This is a genomic window from Piscinibacter sp. XHJ-5 (assembly GCF_029855045.1).
In the GTDB taxonomy this organism is placed as follows: domain Bacteria; phylum Pseudomonadota; class Gammaproteobacteria; order Burkholderiales; family Burkholderiaceae_C; genus Albitalea.
Genome location: NZ_CP123228.1, coordinates 5,240,337 through 5,256,779 on the forward strand (window position 1 = coordinate 5,240,337; position 16,443 = coordinate 5,256,779).

Annotated in this window: 16 protein-coding genes; 15 read left to right on the forward strand and 1 reads right to left on the reverse strand. The window is 68.6% G+C overall.

Features of this window, described 5'->3' with window-relative positions:
* Positions 1-537: 537 nt before the first annotated feature.
* The 6 genes from P7V53_RS24730 to P7V53_RS24755 all read left to right on the forward strand — a co-directional run bounded on the left by P7V53_RS24730 (position 538) and on the right by P7V53_RS24755 (position 6,904).
* Entirely contained in the window at positions 538-1,995 is a 1,458-nt protein-coding gene (locus P7V53_RS24730) for a flagellin (protein ID WP_280152149.1), read from the forward strand.
* A 210-nt stretch (positions 1,996-2,205) separates the two neighbouring features.
* Positions 2,206-3,666: a flagellin gene (locus P7V53_RS24735; RefSeq protein ID WP_280152150.1), complete on the forward strand. Its 1,461-nt coding sequence runs from the start codon at positions 2,206-2,208 to the stop codon at positions 3,664-3,666.
* A 109-nt stretch (positions 3,667-3,775) separates the two neighbouring features.
* Positions 3,776-5,230, forward strand: a complete 1,455-nt coding sequence (fliD, locus tag P7V53_RS24740; protein ID WP_280152151.1) for a flagellar filament capping protein FliD — start codon at positions 3,776-3,778, stop codon at positions 5,228-5,230.
* A 184-nt stretch (positions 5,231-5,414) separates the two neighbouring features.
* The gene (gene fliS, locus P7V53_RS24745) at positions 5,415-5,819 is read left to right on the forward strand and encodes a flagellar export chaperone FliS (RefSeq protein ID WP_280152152.1); all 405 of its coding nucleotides are present in this window, start codon (positions 5,415-5,417) and stop codon (positions 5,817-5,819) included.
* Between the two features lie 31 nt (positions 5,820-5,850).
* Positions 5,851-6,150, forward strand: a complete 300-nt coding sequence (locus tag P7V53_RS24750) for a flagellar protein FliT (RefSeq protein ID WP_280152153.1) — start codon at positions 5,851-5,853, stop codon at positions 6,148-6,150.
* A 4-nt stretch (positions 6,151-6,154) separates the two neighbouring features.
* Entirely contained in the window at positions 6,155-6,904 is a 750-nt protein-coding gene (locus tag P7V53_RS24755; protein ID WP_280152154.1) for a flagellar brake protein, read from the forward strand.
* A gap of 15 nt (positions 6,905-6,919) precedes the next feature.
* Here P7V53_RS24755 and fliE read toward each other — a convergent pair whose 3' ends face one another.
* Complete coding sequence (gene fliE / locus P7V53_RS24760; protein WP_280156610.1) at positions 6,920-7,174, reverse strand: flagellar hook-basal body complex protein FliE; 255 nt, start codon at positions 7,172-7,174, stop codon at positions 6,920-6,922.
* Positions 7,175-7,433: 259 nt separating this feature from the next.
* Between fliE and fliF the strand changes: the two genes are divergently transcribed.
* From fliF to fliN, 9 genes are all read left to right on the forward strand, one after another.
* Positions 7,434-9,104, forward strand: a complete 1,671-nt coding sequence (gene fliF / locus P7V53_RS24765) for a flagellar basal-body MS-ring/collar protein FliF (protein WP_280152155.1) — start codon at positions 7,434-7,436, stop codon at positions 9,102-9,104.
* Between the two features lie 112 nt (positions 9,105-9,216).
* Positions 9,217-10,212 (forward strand): flagellar motor switch protein FliG, encoded by a 996-nt coding sequence (gene fliG / locus P7V53_RS24770; RefSeq protein ID WP_280152156.1) that lies wholly within the window; start codon positions 9,217-9,219, stop codon positions 10,210-10,212.
* Positions 10,199-10,933 carry a FliH/SctL family protein gene (locus P7V53_RS24775; protein WP_280152157.1) on the forward strand — a complete coding sequence of 245 codons (735 nt, stop codon included), beginning with the start codon at positions 10,199-10,201 and terminating at the stop codon, positions 10,931-10,933. Before fliG ends, P7V53_RS24775 begins: the two co-directional genes overlap by 14 nt.
* 67 nt (positions 10,934-11,000) lie before the next feature.
* On the forward strand, positions 11,001-12,428 hold the full coding sequence (gene fliI / locus P7V53_RS24780) for a flagellar protein export ATPase FliI (RefSeq protein ID WP_280152158.1): 1,428 nt from the start codon (positions 11,001-11,003) through the stop codon (positions 12,426-12,428).
* Between the two features lie 136 nt (positions 12,429-12,564).
* Positions 12,565-13,041: a flagellar export protein FliJ gene (gene fliJ / locus P7V53_RS24785; RefSeq protein WP_280152159.1), complete on the forward strand. Its 477-nt coding sequence runs from the start codon at positions 12,565-12,567 to the stop codon at positions 13,039-13,041.
* Between the two features lie 11 nt (positions 13,042-13,052).
* Positions 13,053-14,237, forward strand: coding sequence for a flagellar hook-length control protein FliK (locus P7V53_RS24790; protein ID WP_280152160.1), 1,185 nt, complete (start codon positions 13,053-13,055; stop codon positions 14,235-14,237).
* A gap of 120 nt (positions 14,238-14,357) precedes the next feature.
* The gene (locus P7V53_RS24795) at positions 14,358-14,975 is read left to right on the forward strand and encodes a flagellar basal body-associated FliL family protein (RefSeq protein WP_280152161.1); all 618 of its coding nucleotides are present in this window, start codon (positions 14,358-14,360) and stop codon (positions 14,973-14,975) included.
* A 16-nt stretch (positions 14,976-14,991) separates the two neighbouring features.
* Positions 14,992-15,996 carry a flagellar motor switch protein FliM gene (fliM, locus tag P7V53_RS24800; protein WP_280152162.1) on the forward strand — a complete coding sequence of 335 codons (1,005 nt, stop codon included), beginning with the start codon at positions 14,992-14,994 and terminating at the stop codon, positions 15,994-15,996.
* Positions 15,986-16,438: a flagellar motor switch protein FliN gene (fliN, locus tag P7V53_RS24805; protein ID WP_280152163.1), complete on the forward strand. Its 453-nt coding sequence runs from the start codon at positions 15,986-15,988 to the stop codon at positions 16,436-16,438. Before fliM ends, fliN begins: the two co-directional genes overlap by 11 nt.
* Positions 16,439-16,443: the final 5 nt, after the last annotated feature.

A 16,443-nucleotide genomic window follows, 5' to 3' on the forward strand; every position in this document is an offset into this window, starting at 1 on the left:
TGTTTGATCTGTCTTGCGTCGAAGGGTTGGTGATTGCTTCAACGTGAAACGGATTGTGGTCACCGGAGATGGGGGCCGACATCAGGTCAGTTCTGTGGCTTGAGTCCCGCTTCTTCCATGGGGCAAGTAAGGCAAATTCCTACAGGCAGACCCTGCCCCGGCCAAGCGTGAAGTCCGATACGAAATGGAAAGACTGCGGCCGATCACCGGCCAATTCCGCAGATCGCGCTTCTTGACTTCTTGCGCAGGAGTGCGCAAGCGGCAGCCCTAAAGTTCTGGAATGAGCGCTCCGATAAGCATCCCAACGCTCTCGGGACTTCGGAAACGGGAGGCGTGGTCCGGTTAGCCGGCCGAGGGTTGGACAGCGATCAGCGCTTCAGGACTCAACGGTTGACTAGCGTCGGGCGGCTGGTGTGAAGGGCATGGGGCCCGCACACCGCAGGCAACGGTGCGAAGCAGGTCCGCCTTCGACGCACAAACGCATGTAACGCCGGCGGCTAGGCCGGGAGTCCGTCAACTATCAGGAGCCTTTCAATCATGGCTATGTCGATCAATACCAACATCTCGTCGCTCACCGCCCAGCGCAGCTCGGGCAAGGTGCAAGACGCTCTTTCCACCGCGATGGCTCGCCTGTCTTCGGGCCTGCGCATCAACAGCGCCAAGGACGACGCCGCCGGCCTCGCCATCACCGAGCGCTTCTCGACGCAGATCCGCGGCCTGAACCAGGCGGCGCGCAACGCCAACGACGCCATCTCGCTGTCGCAGACGGCCGAAGGCGCGCTCGCTGAAGTCTCGAACAACCTGCAGCGCATCCGCGAGCTGGCCGTCCAGTCGGCCAACGCCACCAACAGCGCCAGCGACCGTGCCGGTCTGCAGCAGGAAGTCTCGCAGCTGATCGCCGAAGTGGACCGCGTGGCCACGCAGACCGAGTTCAACGGCCTCAAGCTGCTCGACGGCAGCTTCACCAGCAAGGCTTTCCAGGTCGGCGCCAATGCCAACCAGACCATCGACATCAGCGCCATCGCGAGCGCACGCACGACGGCGATGGGCCAGGGCTACGGCTCGACGATCGCCGGCACCACGCTGACCGCGGCCACGGGCATCACCGCCGCCGGCCAGTTCACGATCCAGCTCGGCACGACGACCGCGGTCGACGTCTTCACCGCCTCGGGCGGCGCGGCCATCGCGGGCGACGCGAAGTCGCTGGCCAATGCGATCAACGCCTCCGGCATCTCGGGCCTGACCGCCACCGCCGCGGCCACCAGCAGCGCCGCCGGCACCTACACCGACACCGGTGCCGTCACCGCCGGCACCGCCACGCTGACGCTCAACGGCATCGGCATCTCGCTGAACGTGACCGGCGTGGGTGCCACCGACGTGGCCAACACCCTGGCCGCGATCAACCAGAACAGCGCCGCCACCGGAGTGTCCGCAGTCGCCAACGGCGGCGGTGGTCTCACGCTGACGGCCGCCGACGGCCGCAACATCACGATGGCCTATGCCAACGGCACCGCCACCGTCGCCACTGCCGACGACATGGGCCTGACCGGCGTCGCCGCGACGACCTACGGCTCGTACAGCCTGTCGTACAACGGCAGCAGCACGGTCACCGTCGCCGGCTCGGCCGCCGCGGGTGTCAAGGGCGTGGCCAACGCCGCGACCAACGCGCAAGCCACCGGCACGGCCGTCAAGAACGTCGACATCTCGACGGTGGCCGGCGCCAACGCGGCGATCCGTTCCATGGACAACGCGCTCGACACGGTCAACAGCCAGCGTGCGGCCCTGGGCGCCTACCAGAACCGCTTCTCCTCGACGATCTCGAGCCTGCAGACGACCAGCGAGAACCTGTCGGCTTCGCGCAGCCGCATCCAGGACGCCGACTTCGCCGCGGAAACCGCCGCCCTGTCGCGTGCCCAGGTGCTGCAGCAGGCCGCCACGGCGATGGTCGCGCAGGCGAACCAGCTGCCGCAGCAAGTGCTGCAACTGCTGCGCTGATCTCCGGCGAGGCCGAGGCCTCGCGCTCACGACAAGGCCCGTGCCCGGCTTCGCGCCGCACGGGCCTTTTCTCGTCCGACCCTGTGCTGGTGTGCGAACTGACCGACTTTGTTCGCTCTTTTCGTGGCTTCCTGCCGCCACCGGCCTCTCCACAATGAACTCACCACGTCCCGATGGGGCGTACGAGTCACCCATTGAAGGAGAGCCACCGTGGCCCAGACGATCAACACCAACATCTCGTCGCTGACCGCACAGCGCAGCGCGAGCAAGATCCAGGATCAGCTGTCGACCGCGATGGCTCGCCTGTCCTCGGGCCTGCGCATCAACAGCGCCAAGGACGACGCCGCCGGCCTCGCCATCTCGGAGCGCTTCACCACGCAGATCCGGGGCCTGAACCAGGCGGCGCGCAACGCCAACGACGGCATCTCGCTGTCGCAGACGGCCGAAGGCGCGCTCGCCGAAGTCTCGAACAACCTGCAGCGCATCCGGGAGCTGTCGATCCAGTCGGCCAACGCCACCAACAGCGCCACCGACCGCGTGGCACTGCAGCAGGAAGTGGCGCAGCTGATCGCCGAAGTGGACCGCGTGGCCACGCAGACCGAGTTCAACGGCCTCAAGCTGCTCGACGGCAGCTTCACGACCAAGAGCTTCCAGATCGGCGCCAACGCCAACCAGACCATCGACGTGGCCGGCATCGCCAGCGCACGCGCCACCGCGCTCGGCCAGGGCTACGGCTCGACGATCGCCGGCACCACGCTGGGCGCGACCACCGGCATCACCGCCGCGGGCCAGTTCACCCTCCAGGTGGGCACCAACACCGCCATCGACGTCTTCGCGGCCTCGGGCGGCGCGGCCATCGCGGGCGACGCGAAGTCGCTGGCCAATGCGATCAACGCCTCCGGCATCTCGGGCCTGACCGCCACCGCCGCGGCCACCAGCAGCGCCGCCGGCACCTACACCGACAGCGGCGCCGTCACTGCCGGCACCGCCACGCTGACGCTCAACGGCATCGGCATCTCGCTGAACGTGACCGGCGTGGGCGGCACCGACGTGGCCAACACCCTGGCCGCGATCAACCAGAACAGCGCCGCCACCGGCGTGTCCGCAGTCGCCAACGGCGGCGGCGGTCTCACGCTGACGGCCGCCGACGGCCGCAACATCACCATGGCCTATGCCAACGGCACCGCCACCGTCGCCACTGCCAGCGACCTCGGCCTCACCGGCGTGGCCGCGACCACCTACGGCTCCTACAGCCTGTCGTACACCGGCAGCAGCACCATCACGGTCGGCGGCTCGGCCGCGGCCAACGTGAAGGGCGTGGCCAATGGCGCCACCAACGCGCAGGCCACCGGCACGGCGGTGATGAACGTGGACATCTCCACCGTCGCCGGTGCCAACGCGGCGATCCGCTCGATGGACAACGCGCTCGACACGGTCAACAGCCAGCGTGCGGCCCTGGGCGCCTACCAGAACCGCTTCTCGTCCACGATCGCCAGCCTGCAGACGACCAGCGAGAACCTGTCGGCATCGCGCAGCCGCATCCAGGACGCCGACTTCGCCGCGGAAACCGCCGCCCTGTCGCGTGCCCAGGTGCTGCAGCAGGCCGCCACGGCGATGGTCGCGCAGGCGAACCAGCTGCCGCAGCAAGTGCTGCAACTGCTCAAGGGCTGACGAGGCCCTCACCCCGGCCCTCTTCCGCAAGCGGGAGAAGGAGCCGAGCGTCGTCTCAAGTTCTCCAGACCGCTGCCGATAAGGCCTGACGTACGGAAGGAATGTTGTCATGGCCACCATCTCTTCGCCCGGTGTCGGCAGCGGCCTCGATGTGAACAGCATCGTCACGCAGCTGGTGGCGATCGAGCGCCAGCCCATCGACAAGCTTCAGGCGCAGGCGGCGACGATCCAGACCAGGCTGTCGTCGTTCGGCCTGCTGCAGAGCTACACCTCGAACATCAGCGACATCGCGGCCCGGCTCGCCAAGCCGGAGTTCTGGACCTCGACCACCGCGTCGTCGTCCGACGCGACCTCGGTAGGCGTCAGCTTCGGTGCGACCGCGGCGGCGGGCTCGTACTCCGTGGCGGTCACGCAGCTCGCGCAGGCGCAGAGCCTGGCGTCCAAGGCCTATGCCGCCTCCAGCGCAGCGCCCGGCGCCGGCACGCTGCGCATCGAGCTCGGCGAATGGGACAGCGGGCTCACCAGCTTCACCGCCGACGGAACCAAGACACCGGTGAACGTCACGGTGCTGGCCGACGACACGCTGGACACGATCAAGACCAAGATCAACGCGGCCAACGCCGGCGTGGCCGCTTCGGTGGTCACCGACGCGAGCGGTGCGCGCCTGGTCTTCACCTCGAACACCACCGGCGCCAAGAGCGCGGTGCGCATCACCGCCACCGACGGCGACGGCGTGAACACCGATGCCGCGGGCCTGTCCGCGCTGGCGTTCGATCCGCCCACCGCCGCCGGTCAGATGACGCAATCGCAGGCGGCGAAGAACGCCACCGCGACGATCAACGGGCTGGCGATCACCTCCAGCACCAACCGCATCGAGGGCGCCATCGCCGGCGTGACGCTCAACCTCGGCAAGGTGACGAGCTCCCCGGTCAGCGTGCAGGTCAGCCTGGACACGGCAGCGCTGAAGAAGGCGGTGACCGACTTCGCCAAGGCCTACAGCGACATCGCCTCCTACATCGCGCAGCAGACCCGGTACGACCCGTCGACCAAGAAGGCGGCAGCGCTGCAGGGCGACCGCTCCACCCTCACGCTGCAGGCCAGCCTTCGTGCGATCTACCTGGACAACAGCACCGCGACCGCCTCGTTCACGCGGCTGTCGGACGTCGGCGTCGAGCTGCAGGCCGACGGCACGCTGAAGGTCAACGAGACCAAGCTCAGCGCGGCGATGGCCAATCCGGCCGAAGTGGCCAAGCTCTTCAGCGCCAGCGGCGGCGCGACGTCGCAGGCCAACGGCTATGCGGTGCGCGTGAAGGAAGCGGCCGCCAAGCTGCTCGGCACCGACGGCGTGATCAGCATGCACACCAAGGGCCTGCGCGACAGCATCAAGCGCAACGAGAAGCAGCAGGAAGCCTACGAGACGCGGGTCGAGATGACCAAGGCGCGCCTGCTGAAGCAGTACGCGGCGCTCGACAAGACGGTCAGCCAGATCAAGGGCGCCGGCAGCTCGCTGACGCAGTCGCTCGACATGCTGACCGCGCAGACGAAGAACCTCTACAAGTCCTAGGGCATCGAGTTCACGGTGTTGGCGCCGAGAGGCGCCGCGCTGCGTCGCCCGGCGGAGTGTCATCCCCGCCTGCACGGGAAAAGGCGCTCTTCACCCGTGTATTTCCTGCCCGGTCAGCACTCAAGTCCGGCCGCCACGAACCGATATTTCTGCCAACAACGCCACTCATTGCACGGCAGCCACCATGTTCGCACCGCACCGCAGCCAGGCCATGGCCTACAGCAACGTCCACGTCGAGACCGGCGTGCAGAACGCCGATCCGCACCAGCTCGTCGCCATGCTGCTGGACGGCGCGCTGACGGCGATCGCTGCGGCGCACGCGGCGATGGAGCGCGGCGAGATCACGGCCAAGGGACGTGCGATCGCCCGTGCGGCGAGCATCGTCGAAGAGGGCCTGCGCGGCATGCTGGACATGCAGGCCGGCGGCGACGTCGCGAAGACGCTGCACGACCTCTACACCTGCGTGCTGGTGCGCCTGACGCAGGCGCACGCCACCAACGACCGTGCGCTGCTGCGTCAGTGCAGCGAGCTGCTGAGCCCGCTGCGCGATTCGTGGAACGCCATCAAACCCGAACGCATCGCCGCCTGACATCGCCATGCAGACACATCAGGGAGCCCCCATGAACCCCGTCCTCCTGAACTACTACGAGGCGATCGAGAAGGCCAGTCAGGACATGCTCGATGCCGCGCGCGCCGGCAACTGGGACCAGGTGGTGAAGCTGGAAGGCGCATGCGCGCTGCTGATCTCGCAGCTCAAGCATGCCGCTTCCACGCAGACGCTGGGGCACGAGGAGGCGCAGCTGAAGTCGCGCATCATGCAGCGCATCCTGGTCAACGACGCCGAGATCCGTCAGCTCGCCGAGCCCTGGCTCGAAGACCTCGATCACCTGCTCGCCGGGCGGCCGAAGACGCTGCACTGAAGCGATGGCCGCCCGCCTGAAGGACATGCCGGTGGACGACAGTCGTCTCGGCGACTTTCGCATCGACTCGCCCGCGGAGATCGCTGCGACGCTCAAGCGCCTGGCCGACGCCAACGTTCCCCTCAGCCTGCACGCGCCCACCGGCATCTCGATCGCGGCCACGCTGTGGACCGCCGAAGCGCAGCGCGGCCTGGTGAGCTTCAGCCTGCTGCCCAACGAGACGCAGCTCGACGCGCTGGTCGAATGCGACGAGGCGACGGTGGTCGGCTATCTCGACAGCATCCGGCTGCAGTTCGACGTGAACCACCTGGTGCTGGTGCACCGTGGAAGCCACACCGCGTTGAATGCCGCCTTTCCGGGCGAGCTGTTCCGCTTCCAGCGCCGCAGCGGCTTTCGCGTGCAGCCGCTGGTGCGCAGCGCACCGGTGGCAACGCTGCGCCATCCCATGATCCCCGACATGCAGCTCGGCCTGCGGGTGCTCGACGTGAGCATCGGCGGCTGCGCCCTGTTCCTGCCGCACGACGTGCCGCCGCTCGATCCGGGAGTGCTGATGAACGGCGTGGTCCTCGATCTCGATGCCGACACGCGGGTGATGACCGGGCTGCGGCTGCAGCACGTCACCTCGATCAATCCCGATTCGGGCGGCGTGCGGCTCGGCTGCGAGATGGTGGCGCCGCAAGCCGACGGCCTGCGGGCGCTGCAGCGCTACATCGACCAGACGCAGAAGCGGCGAAGGATGTTGACTCTGGATTGAGTCGCGGCCCCGCCGTCAGACATGCATGTTCATGATGTCCGAGTAAGCCTGCACCAGCCGATTGCGCACCTGCAGGGTCGCCTGGAATCCGATCTGCGCCTTCTGCATCGCGACCATGGTCTCTTCGATGGAGACCGTCGGGTTGTCCAGCTGGACCTGCCGCTGCATCTCGACCGCCGCGTTCTGCGTTGCGCTCACCGAGTGCAGCGCCTGCGTCAATGCGTGAGAAAAGCCCGCTTCGGGCACCGCCTTGCCCTTGCCGACCGGCATGCCGTTCGTGTCCAGTCCGGCGCGCGCGACGGCCTGGGCGAAATTGAAGGGCTTGAGGGTGACATTCATGGCGGGCACCCGCGGAAGAAGAAGCTTCTTCGGGTGTGCAAATCCTAGCCAGCGGCGTCCACGACGATGGTGCGAACTGGGCGTGGTTTGTTCGCCTGTTCACCGCTTCTTACACCCTTGACTTCCGCAGAATCGTTGCTCGAAGGGGCCGCCCTCGGCAGTCCCGCAGGGAACAAGAGCAAACACGCACATGGACAACGGAATCGCCTTGAAGAACCCGACCGCCGTGGTCGGCGCCGACAGTTTCGGCGCACGGATGGCGGCGCTGCCGGCGAAAGCCAAGCTCACCTTCGGACTCGGTGTCGCCGCGCTGGCCGGCGTCGTCGTCGCGATGACGATGTGGAGCAGCCAGGGCGACTACAAGGTGCTCTACGCCAACCTGTCCGACAAGGACGGCGGCGCCATCATCGCGCAGCTGTCGCAGATGAACGTGCCGTACAAGCACGCCGACGGCGGCGCGGCCATCCTGGTGCCCGCGGCGAAGGTACACGACGTGCGCCTCAAGCTCGCCTCGGCCGGCCTGCCCAAGGGCTCGGTCGTCGGCTTCGAGCTGATGGACGGCGCGCGCTTCGGGCAGACGCAGTTCCAGGAACGCCTGACCTTCCAGCGCGGACTCGAAGGCGAGCTCACACGCTCGATCACCGCGCTGGCCGCGGTGCAGAGCGCGCGCGTGCACCTGGCGCTGCCCAACCAGAACGGCTTCTTCCGCGAGCAGCAGAAGCCCAGCGCCTCGGTACTGCTGACCCTGCATCCGGGCCGCACGCTGGAGCGCGCGCAGATCGCCGGCATCGTGCACCTGGTGTCTTCCAGCGTGCCCGAGATGAATCCCAAGGCGGTGAGCGTGCTCGACCAGACCGGTGCGCTGCTCTCCGGCCCGGCCGAGGCGAACGCCGGTGCCGGGCTCGACGCGCAGCAGCTGCAGTACGTGAACCAGATCGAGTCGGGCTACAGCAAGCGAATCTTCGACCTGCTGGAGCCGGTGGTGGGCCGCGAGAACCTGCGCGCCACCGTTACCGCCGACGTCGACTTCTCGCAGAGCGAAGCGACCAGCGAGGAATTCAAGCCCAACCAGGGTGCCAACGCCAGCACCACCATCCGCAGCCAGCAGACCACCGAGCAGTCGGGCGGCACGCCGGCGCAGCCGAGCGGCATCCCGGGCGCGGCCTCCAACCAGCCGCCGGTGCCGGCCACCGCGCCGCTCACCGGCGCGGCGCAACCCCTGCACGCCGCGCAAGGCGGCGCAGCGACCGGCAACAGCCGCCGCGACGCCGTCACCAACTACGAGGTGGACAAGACCGTGCGCGTGACGCGCAACGCCACCGGCACGGTCAAGCGCCTGAACGCCGCCGTCGTCGTCAACAACCGCAGCGTGACCGACGCCAAGGGCAAGACGACACAGGTTCCGCTCACCGCCGACGAGATGGGCAAGCTGACCGCGCTGGTGCAGGAGAGCATCGGCTTCAACAAGGAGCGCGGCGATTCGGTCAAGGTGATCAACGCGCCCTTCAAGGTCGATCCCGCGGCGCGGGGCAACGAACTGCCGTGGTGGAAGCAGCCCGAGGTGGTGGACATGCTGCGCGCCGCCGCGGTGCCGGCCGGACTGGCGCTGGTGGCACTGATCGTGTTCTTCGGCCTGCTGCGCCCGGCGCTGAAGGCCATGCTGGCCAAGCCCGCGCCTGCGCCCGGCGCCAACCTCGACGTGGTCTCCGACGACGAGATCGTGCCGGCGGCGCCGCGCATGCTGGAGCCGCCCAAGGTGACCGAGCAGCTCGCCGGCGCCCGCATGCTGGCCAAGGAGAACCCGGCGGCGGTGGCAAGCATCGTGCGGGGTTGGGTCAGCGGTGAGGGGGCGACGACATGAGCGGTCGCAAACACTGCCCTCACCCCGGCCCTCTGCCGCCAGGGGGAGAGGGAGACTGGCCCCCTCTCCCGCTGGCGGCAGAGGGTTGGGGTGAGGGCAGCCGGCGATGAGCATGGACGAGCAAGGCATCGAAGACGCCGCCATCCTGCTGATGTCGCTCGGCGAAGAGGAGGCCGCCGAGGTCTTCAAGCACCTCGCGCCCAAGGAAGTGCAGCGCCTGGGCGAGACCATCGCGCGCATGAAGGCCGTGTCCCGGGAGCGGGTCGACGGCGTGCTCGAGAAGTTCACCGCGATCGCCGGCGACCAGAGCCTGCTGGTGGCCGACACCGACGAGTACGTGAAGTCGGTGCTGCGCAAGGCGCTGGGCGACGACAAGGCCAACCTGCTGATCGACCGCATCCTGCAGGGCAGCGACATCTCGGGCATCGAGAGCCTGAAGTGGATGGACGCCAACTCGGTGGCCGAGCTGCTGCGCAACGAGCATCCGCAGATCGTCGCGGCCATCCTCGTGCACCTGGACTACGACCAGGCCTCCTCGGTGCTGAAGGTCTTCACCGAACGCCAGCGCAACGAGGTGCTGGTGCGCATCGCCACCCTCGACGGCATCCAGCCCTCGGCGCTGAAGGACCTGAACGAGGTGATGAGCAAGGTGCTGGCCGGCGGCGACAAGCTGCGCAAGGCCTCGCTGGGCGGCGTGAAGCCCGCCGCCGAGATCATCAACCTGATGGGCGCCAGCGTGGAGACGGCGGTGCTCGACTACATCCGCGAGGCGGACAACGAGCTGGCACAGAAGATCATGGACAACATGTTCACCTTCGACGATCTCGAGAAGGTGGACGACAAGGGCATCCAGGCGCTGCTGAAGGAAGTGCAGTCCGAGTCGCTGGTGATCGCGCTGAAGGGCGCGACGCCGGAGATGCGCGAGAAGGTCTTCCGCAACATGTCGACCCGCGCGGCCGAGACGCTGCGCGAGGACCTGGAGTCGCGCGGCCCGGTGCGCGTGTCCGAGGTCGAGTCCGAGCAGAAGGAAATGCTGAAGATCGTTCGCCGCCTGGCCGACGAAGGCCAGATCGTGCTGGGCGGTGGCGGCGACGATGAATACCTCTAAGACCAAGGCCGGGGTGCGCAACGTGCCCGCGCCGGAAGGGGCCAAGCCGGCCTCGCCCTACGCCCGCTTCATCCCGCGCGAGGAGCTCGGCGCCTTCGCGTCTTGGACGCCGGGCACGCTGTCCGGCGACGCCGGCGCGGCGCCGCAGTCCGGCGTGCGCAAGAAGGCCGAGCCCGAGAAGCCCGCCGAGCCGGAGCTTTCGGCGCAGCTGCATGCCGCACGCCAGGCGGGCTACCAGGACGGCTATCGCGACGGCCTGGCGGCGCTCGAGCAGTTCAAGCAGAGCTTCGCCGCGCAGATGACGGCGCAGCTCGGCCAGCTCACGCAGTCGTACGGCCACGAGCTCGATGCGCTGCAGCAGGACATGGCCCGCGCGCTCGCCGTGTCGGCGACGCATCTCGCGCGCCAGATCGTGCGCAGCGAGCTGGCATCGCGTCCCGACCTGGTGGCCACCGTCGCGCAGGAAGCGCTGGACACCTTGCTGATGAGCGCACGCCAGGTCACGGTGCGCGTGCATCCCGACGACCAACCGCTGGTGGCGCAGGGCGCGTCGGAAGTGCTGGCGGCACGCGGTGCACGGCTGGTGGCGGATGCGTCGATCGCACGCGGCGGCTGCCTGGTGGAGTCGGACATCGGCGTCGTCGATGCCAGCATCGCGGCGCGCTGGAAGCGCGCGGTGGCGGCGCTGGGATGTGAAGAGGCCTGGGAGGCGAGCGAATGAGAACCGACCAGACCCCCTCTTCCGCCTGCGGAAGAGGGAACGGTGCTGCTGTCACTGCTGACAGAACATGATCACCTCCCCCCTCGAATCCCACGCCCTCGCCACCACCGACAACTGGCAGCGCTACCTGCAGGACCTGCAGAGCTTCTCCGCCGACCCGGTGCCGCTGGAGACCCAAGGCCTGCTGGTTCGCGTCGCGGGGCTGGTGCTCGAAGCCGCCGGCATCCGCGTGCCGGTCGGCTCGGTCTGCGAAGTCCGCCAGCCCGGCCAGCCGCCCGTGCTGGCCGAGGTGGTCGGCTTCAACGGCGACCGCGCCTACCTCATGCCGACCGGCGACGTGCACGGCCTGGCGAGCGGCGCGCGCGTCGTGCCGCGCCAGGCGCCCGTCGTGCCGCTGCGTCTCGGCGCGGCGCAGCATCCGTGGCGACGCAGCGAGGACCGCACGCTGCACCTGCCGGTGGGCGATGGACTGCTCGGCCGCGTCGTCGACTCGACCGGCCATCCGATCGACCGCAAGGGTCCGATCGAGCAGGTGCACAACGAGCCGCTGATCCGGCGTCCGATCAACGCGATGGACCGCGACCCGGTGCGCCGTCCGCTGGACACCGGCGTGCGCGCGATCAACGCCATGCTGACGGTGGGGCGCGGCCAGCGCATCGGCCTGTTTGCCGGCACGGGCGTCGGCAAGTCGGTGCTGCTCGGCATGATGGCGCGCTACACCGAGGCCGACGTGATCGTGGTCGGCCTCATCGGCGAGCGCGGCCGCGAAGTGAAGGAGTTCATCGAGGACATCCTCGGCGAGGAAGGCCTCGCGCGCTCGGTGGTGGTGGCCGCACCGGCCGATGCGCCGCCGCTCACCCGCATGCAGGGCGCCAACTACGCCACCGCCATCGCCGAGCACTTCCGCGATCGCGGCGCGCATGTGCTGCTGCTGATGGATTCGCTGACCCGCTATGCGATGGCGCAGCGCGAGATCGCGCTCGCGATCGGCGAGCCCCCGGCCACCAAGGGCTATCCGCCGAGCTGCTTCGCCAAGCTGCCGCAGCTGGTCGAGCGCAGCGGCAATGGACTCGAAGGCGGAGGCTCCATCACGGCGTTCTATACCGTGCTGTCCGAAGGCGACGACCAGCAGGACCCGATCGCCGACGCGGCGCGAGGCATCCTCGACGGCCACATCGTGCTGTCGCGCGAGCTCGCCGAGAGCGGCCACTACCCGGCGATCGACGTGGAGAAGTCGGTGTCGCGCGTGATGACCAGCGTGTCCGAGCCGCCGCACCTGGAAGCCGCGCGACGCTTCCGCCAGCTGCACGCCAAGCTCACCAAGGCACGCGACCTGATCCAGCTGGGCGCCTATTCGCCCGGCCACGACCCCGAGCTCGACACCGCCGTGCGCCTGCATCCGGCGATGACCGGACTGCTGCAGCAGGACATGCACGAACGCGCGACGCTGTCGTCCAGCGTGCACGAGCTGCGCTCGCTGCTCGGCCGCGGCTAGTGGCCTGTACCGGTCGACAGGCCCTCGCCATGCAGACCGCAAAGCCGCGAAGAAACACCGGAAGGACAGGTCTTTTCACGCCGGTGTCCGGCTGTTCGTTGTGGTCGACTCGGTATCCTGGACATCACACGACGCCATGAACCCCTTGCAACCCCTGATGGCCCTGCTCGCCCAGTCCGAGCGCGAGCGCGACGAGGCCTGGACGCAGGCGCAGCGCGCCGGCGAAGCGCAGGCCGCGGCCGCCGCGCAGGCCGAGCAGCTCGTGAACTACCGCCGCGAATACGAGCAGCGCTGGAGCGCTCAGTTCAAGACCGAAGGCCGCATCGAGCTCGTGCACTGCTACCGCGGCTTCATGGAGCGCCTGACGCAAGCCGTCGAGCAGCAGCAGCGCGTCGCCGAGCAAGCCGCGCAGCGGCTGCAGCAGGCGCGTGCGGCGCTGGCCGAGCAGGAGCTGCGGGTCGCCTCGGTGCGCAAGCTCATCGAGCGGCGGCGCCAGGAGCTGCGGATCACCGCCGACCGAATCGAGCAGAAGGAAACCGATGAATTCGGCTCGCGCATCGCGTGGGCCCAGCCCGGCTCGGCGTTCGGGCCGCGCTTGCCGAACGCCGCCTGAGGCGCACGATCATGCAGATTTCCACGCCCGCGCCACTGGTCGCGACCGGCCCGTCGCCCACGAACACCGCGGGCGGTCCACCGGCCACCGGCGGCGAACCCAGTCCCTTCGCGAAGCTGCTCACGGCGCAGCAATCCAAGCCGGGCGCCGCAGGATCGAACGAGCGGCCGGCGCTCGACGAGCAGCAGCCCGACGCATCGGAGGACGGCAAGCCCGTCAAGGCCAGTGCCGCCAGGCGCGCCGGCGGACGCGCGACGGGCAAGGCCGACCTGCTGCGCGACGCAGGCGATGGAGCGAAGCCGGATGACGCCGCCGCATCGCTCGCCGCCACGGACAAGCCGAGCGTCGATGCAGCCACCGATCCCGAACGAGACGCAGCACCGGCGAATGCCTCGCCCTGCGAGTGGTTCGCCGCGTTCCATCCCGTCGCCGCGACACCGCTCCAGGCCGCCACCGCCGGCCTCGCCGAGGCGAAGGCCGACACGGCGGAGCTCGCGGCCGACCCGGCACGCCTGGTCGGCGTGCATGCCGGCCGGGGACGCGGGACGAACGCAGCGGCCGGCAAGATCGACGAGACCACCGACCGGCGCGCCGAGGCATTGCCGTCGGCGGCGGAAGCGCAGCTGCGCTCGTCGATCGACATGGCCCTGGCCCTGCCGGCGCGCGAGGTCAACGAGCGCGTCGAGGCGCGGGTGGAGCCGGCTTCCAGGATGGAACTGCCGGCCACGCATGCAGCGGCCTCCCCGCTTCGCGCCGAGTCCGCCCCGTCCACGCCAGCCGTCGTGCAGCTCGCGACGCCGGCCAACGCGCCCGAGTTTCGCGATGCGCTCGCCGTGCAGGTGAGCGTGCTCGCCAAGGACGGCGTGCAGCATGCCGAGCTGCACCTCAACCCGGCCGAGATGGGACCGATCTCGGTGCAGATCGCGCTGCAGGGCACCCAGGCGCAAGTCGACTTCGGCGCCGAGTCGTTCGCGACCCGGCAGATCATCGAGGCCGGACTGCCGGAGCTCGCAGCGGCCTTGCGCGACGCCGGCTTCACGCTGGCCGGCGGCGGCGTGTCTCAGCAGTCGCGGGGGCAATCGCAAGGCGACGGCTCGTCGCCGGGCTTCGCCTCGCGCAAGACCGACAAGGAAGAGCTGGCCGTGCGGCCCGTCACCGTTCGCACGCGGCAAGGCGGCGTCGATCTGTACGCGTAGAACGTTCGTCGCGTCACGACGAACTCATTGCGCGGACAGGGCGTGATTTCCCCCTTTAATCCCCGCATCCGCCCAGACGTTGCAATTTGACAATTTCTCCAAAGCAATCAAGGAGAAAGCATGTCCGCTGCAGCCGCCGAGTCCGTCGCTTCCCAAGGCGACGCGACCCCGGGTCCCAGGAAAGGCCGCAAGAAGCTGATCGTCATCGCGGCGGCCGCCCTCGTGCTGCTCGCCGGCGCAGGCGGCGGCGCGGCCTGGATGCTGAAGCAAAAGCGTGCTGCTGCGGCCGCTGCGGAGGCCGCGGCCAACGGGGAAGAAGAGGCCACGCCCGCCGCCCACGCGCAGGCGCAGCGCGAGACGCGCAAGACACCGCCCGCCTTCCTGCCGCTCGAAGCCTTCGTCGTCAACCTGGCCGACCGCGACAGCGAGCGCTTCGCGCAGATCGGCATCACGCTGGAGCTGGACGACGCCAAGGTCAGCGACCAGCTCAAGGCCTACATGCCCGCCATCCGCAACGGCATCCTGATGGTGCTGGCCCACAAGACGTCGCAGGAGCTGCTGACGCGCAGCGGCAAGCAGAAGCTGGCCTCCGAGATCATGCGCGAAGCGGTGCGCCCGCTCGGCGTCGAGCTCGAGGACGAGAACGAGGAAGCGAAGGCCGACGACAGGCACGCGAAGACGCCGCTGGACCAGAGCCCCGTGCGGCACGTGCACTTCTCCAGTTTCATCATCCAGTGAGCCTCACGGCGCAGCCATGAACCAGCAGATCCTCTCGCAAGACGAAGTCGATGCCCTGCTGCAAGGCATCACCGGCGAAAGCCAGAAGCTCGAGCAGGAAGAGGTCGAGACCGGCGGCATCCGCGATTACAACCTCGCCAGCCAGGAACGCATCGTCCGTGGGCGCATGCCCACGATGGAGATCATCAACGAGCGCTTTGCGCGCAACGTGCGCATCGGCATCTTCAACTTCATCCGCAAGAGCCCCGAGATCTCCATCGGCCCGATCAAGGTGCAGAAGTACAGCGCCTTCCTGCGCGAGATCGTGGTGCCGACCAACTTCAACATCGTCAGCGTGCGTCCGCTGCGCGGCTCGGGTCTCATCGTGTGCGATCCGACGCTGGTCTTCTCGGTCATCGACGCGCTGTTCGGAGGCGCAGGCAAGTACCACACGCGCATCGAGGGCCGCGACTTCTCCCCGACCGAGCAGCGCATCATCACGCGCCTGGTCGAGGTGGTGACCGCCGAGTACCGCAAGGCCTGGACCGGCATCTACCCGCTGGAACTGGAATACCAGCGCTCGGAGATGCAGCCGCAGTTCGCCAACATCGCCACGCCGAGCGAGATCGTCGTCGCCACCTCGTTCACGCTGGAGATCGGCGACACCACGGGCACGATCCATTTCTGCATTCCGTACTCGACGCTGGAGCCGATCCGCGACGTGCTCTATTCGACGATCCAGGGCGACAGCAACGAGCCCGACCGCCGCTGGGTCAACCTGCTCAAGCAGCAGATCCAGGCGGCGGAGGTCGACCTGGTCGCCGAACTGGCCACCGCGCCGGCCACCGTCGAGCAGCTGCTGGCTTTCAAGCCCGGCGACTTCATCGAGCTGGACCTGCAGCCGGGCATCCAGGCCAAGGTGGCCGGCGTGCCCATCCTCGAATGCCACTACGGCACCTCCAACGGCCGCTACGCGCTGAAGGTCGATCAACTGTTGACCAGCTCCAACCTGAGCTGGCTGGGAGCCCAGAATGCCGCTTGACCATGCCGCCCTGCCCTCGGGCGAGATGAGCGAAGAAGACAAGATGGCCGCCGAATGGGCGGCCGCGCTGGCCGAGGCCACGCCGTCGTCGTCGGCGACCGAAGTACAGACGCAAGCCGAGCAGGTCGCGCCGGCCGCGTTCACCAATTTCTCCTCCGGCGCCAGCCCGACGGCCGGCAACGACATCAACATGATCCTGGACATCCCGGTCCAGCTGACGGTGGAGCTGGGACGCACGCGCATTCCGATCAAGCACATCCTGCAGCTGGCGCAGGGCTCGGTGGTCGAGCTCGAGGCGCTGGCGGGGGAGCCGATGGACGTGCTCGTCAACGGCTATCTCATCGCGCAGGGCGAGGTGGTGGTGGTCAACGACAAGTTCGGCATTCGCCTGACGGACATCGTGACGCCGAGCGAGCGGATGCGGCGGTTGAGTCGGGGCTGAGCCTC

What these genes read in the sequence shown, in the direction of transcription:
- fliM (WP_280152162.1), top strand. Translation starts at nt 14,992, where the DNA reads ATGAACCAGCAGATCCTCTCGCAAGACGAAGTCGATGCCCTGCTGCAA.
- P7V53_RS24755 (WP_280152154.1), top strand. Translation starts at nt 6,155, where the DNA reads ATGGCCGCCCGCCTGAAGGACATGCCGGTGGACGACAGTCGTCTCGGC.
- fliS (WP_280152152.1), top strand. Translation starts at nt 5,415, where the DNA reads ATGTTCGCACCGCACCGCAGCCAGGCCATGGCCTACAGCAACGTCCAC.
- fliN (WP_280152163.1), top strand. Translation starts at nt 15,986, where the DNA reads ATGCCGCTTGACCATGCCGCCCTGCCCTCGGGCGAGATGAGCGAAGAA.
- P7V53_RS24775 (WP_280152157.1), top strand. Translation starts at nt 10,199, where the DNA reads ATGAATACCTCTAAGACCAAGGCCGGGGTGCGCAACGTGCCCGCGCCG.
- P7V53_RS24790 (WP_280152160.1), top strand. Translation starts at nt 13,053, where the DNA reads ATGCAGATTTCCACGCCCGCGCCACTGGTCGCGACCGGCCCGTCGCCC.
- P7V53_RS24795 (WP_280152161.1), top strand. Translation starts at nt 14,358, where the DNA reads ATGTCCGCTGCAGCCGCCGAGTCCGTCGCTTCCCAAGGCGACGCGACC.
- fliI (WP_280152158.1), top strand. Translation starts at nt 11,001, where the DNA reads ATGATCACCTCCCCCCTCGAATCCCACGCCCTCGCCACCACCGACAAC.
- fliD (WP_280152151.1), top strand. Translation starts at nt 3,776, where the DNA reads ATGGCCACCATCTCTTCGCCCGGTGTCGGCAGCGGCCTCGATGTGAAC.
- fliG (WP_280152156.1), top strand. Translation starts at nt 9,217, where the DNA reads ATGGACGAGCAAGGCATCGAAGACGCCGCCATCCTGCTGATGTCGCTC.
- P7V53_RS24730 (WP_280152149.1), top strand. Translation starts at nt 538, where the DNA reads ATGGCTATGTCGATCAATACCAACATCTCGTCGCTCACCGCCCAGCGC.
- fliE (WP_280156610.1), bottom strand. Translation starts at nt 7,174, where the DNA reads ATGCCGGTCGGCAAGGGCAAGGCGGTGCCCGAAGCGGGCTTTTCTCAC.
- fliF (WP_280152155.1), top strand. Translation starts at nt 7,434, where the DNA reads ATGGACAACGGAATCGCCTTGAAGAACCCGACCGCCGTGGTCGGCGCC.
- fliJ (WP_280152159.1), top strand. Translation starts at nt 12,565, where the DNA reads ATGAACCCCTTGCAACCCCTGATGGCCCTGCTCGCCCAGTCCGAGCGC.
- P7V53_RS24750 (WP_280152153.1), top strand. Translation starts at nt 5,851, where the DNA reads ATGAACCCCGTCCTCCTGAACTACTACGAGGCGATCGAGAAGGCCAGT.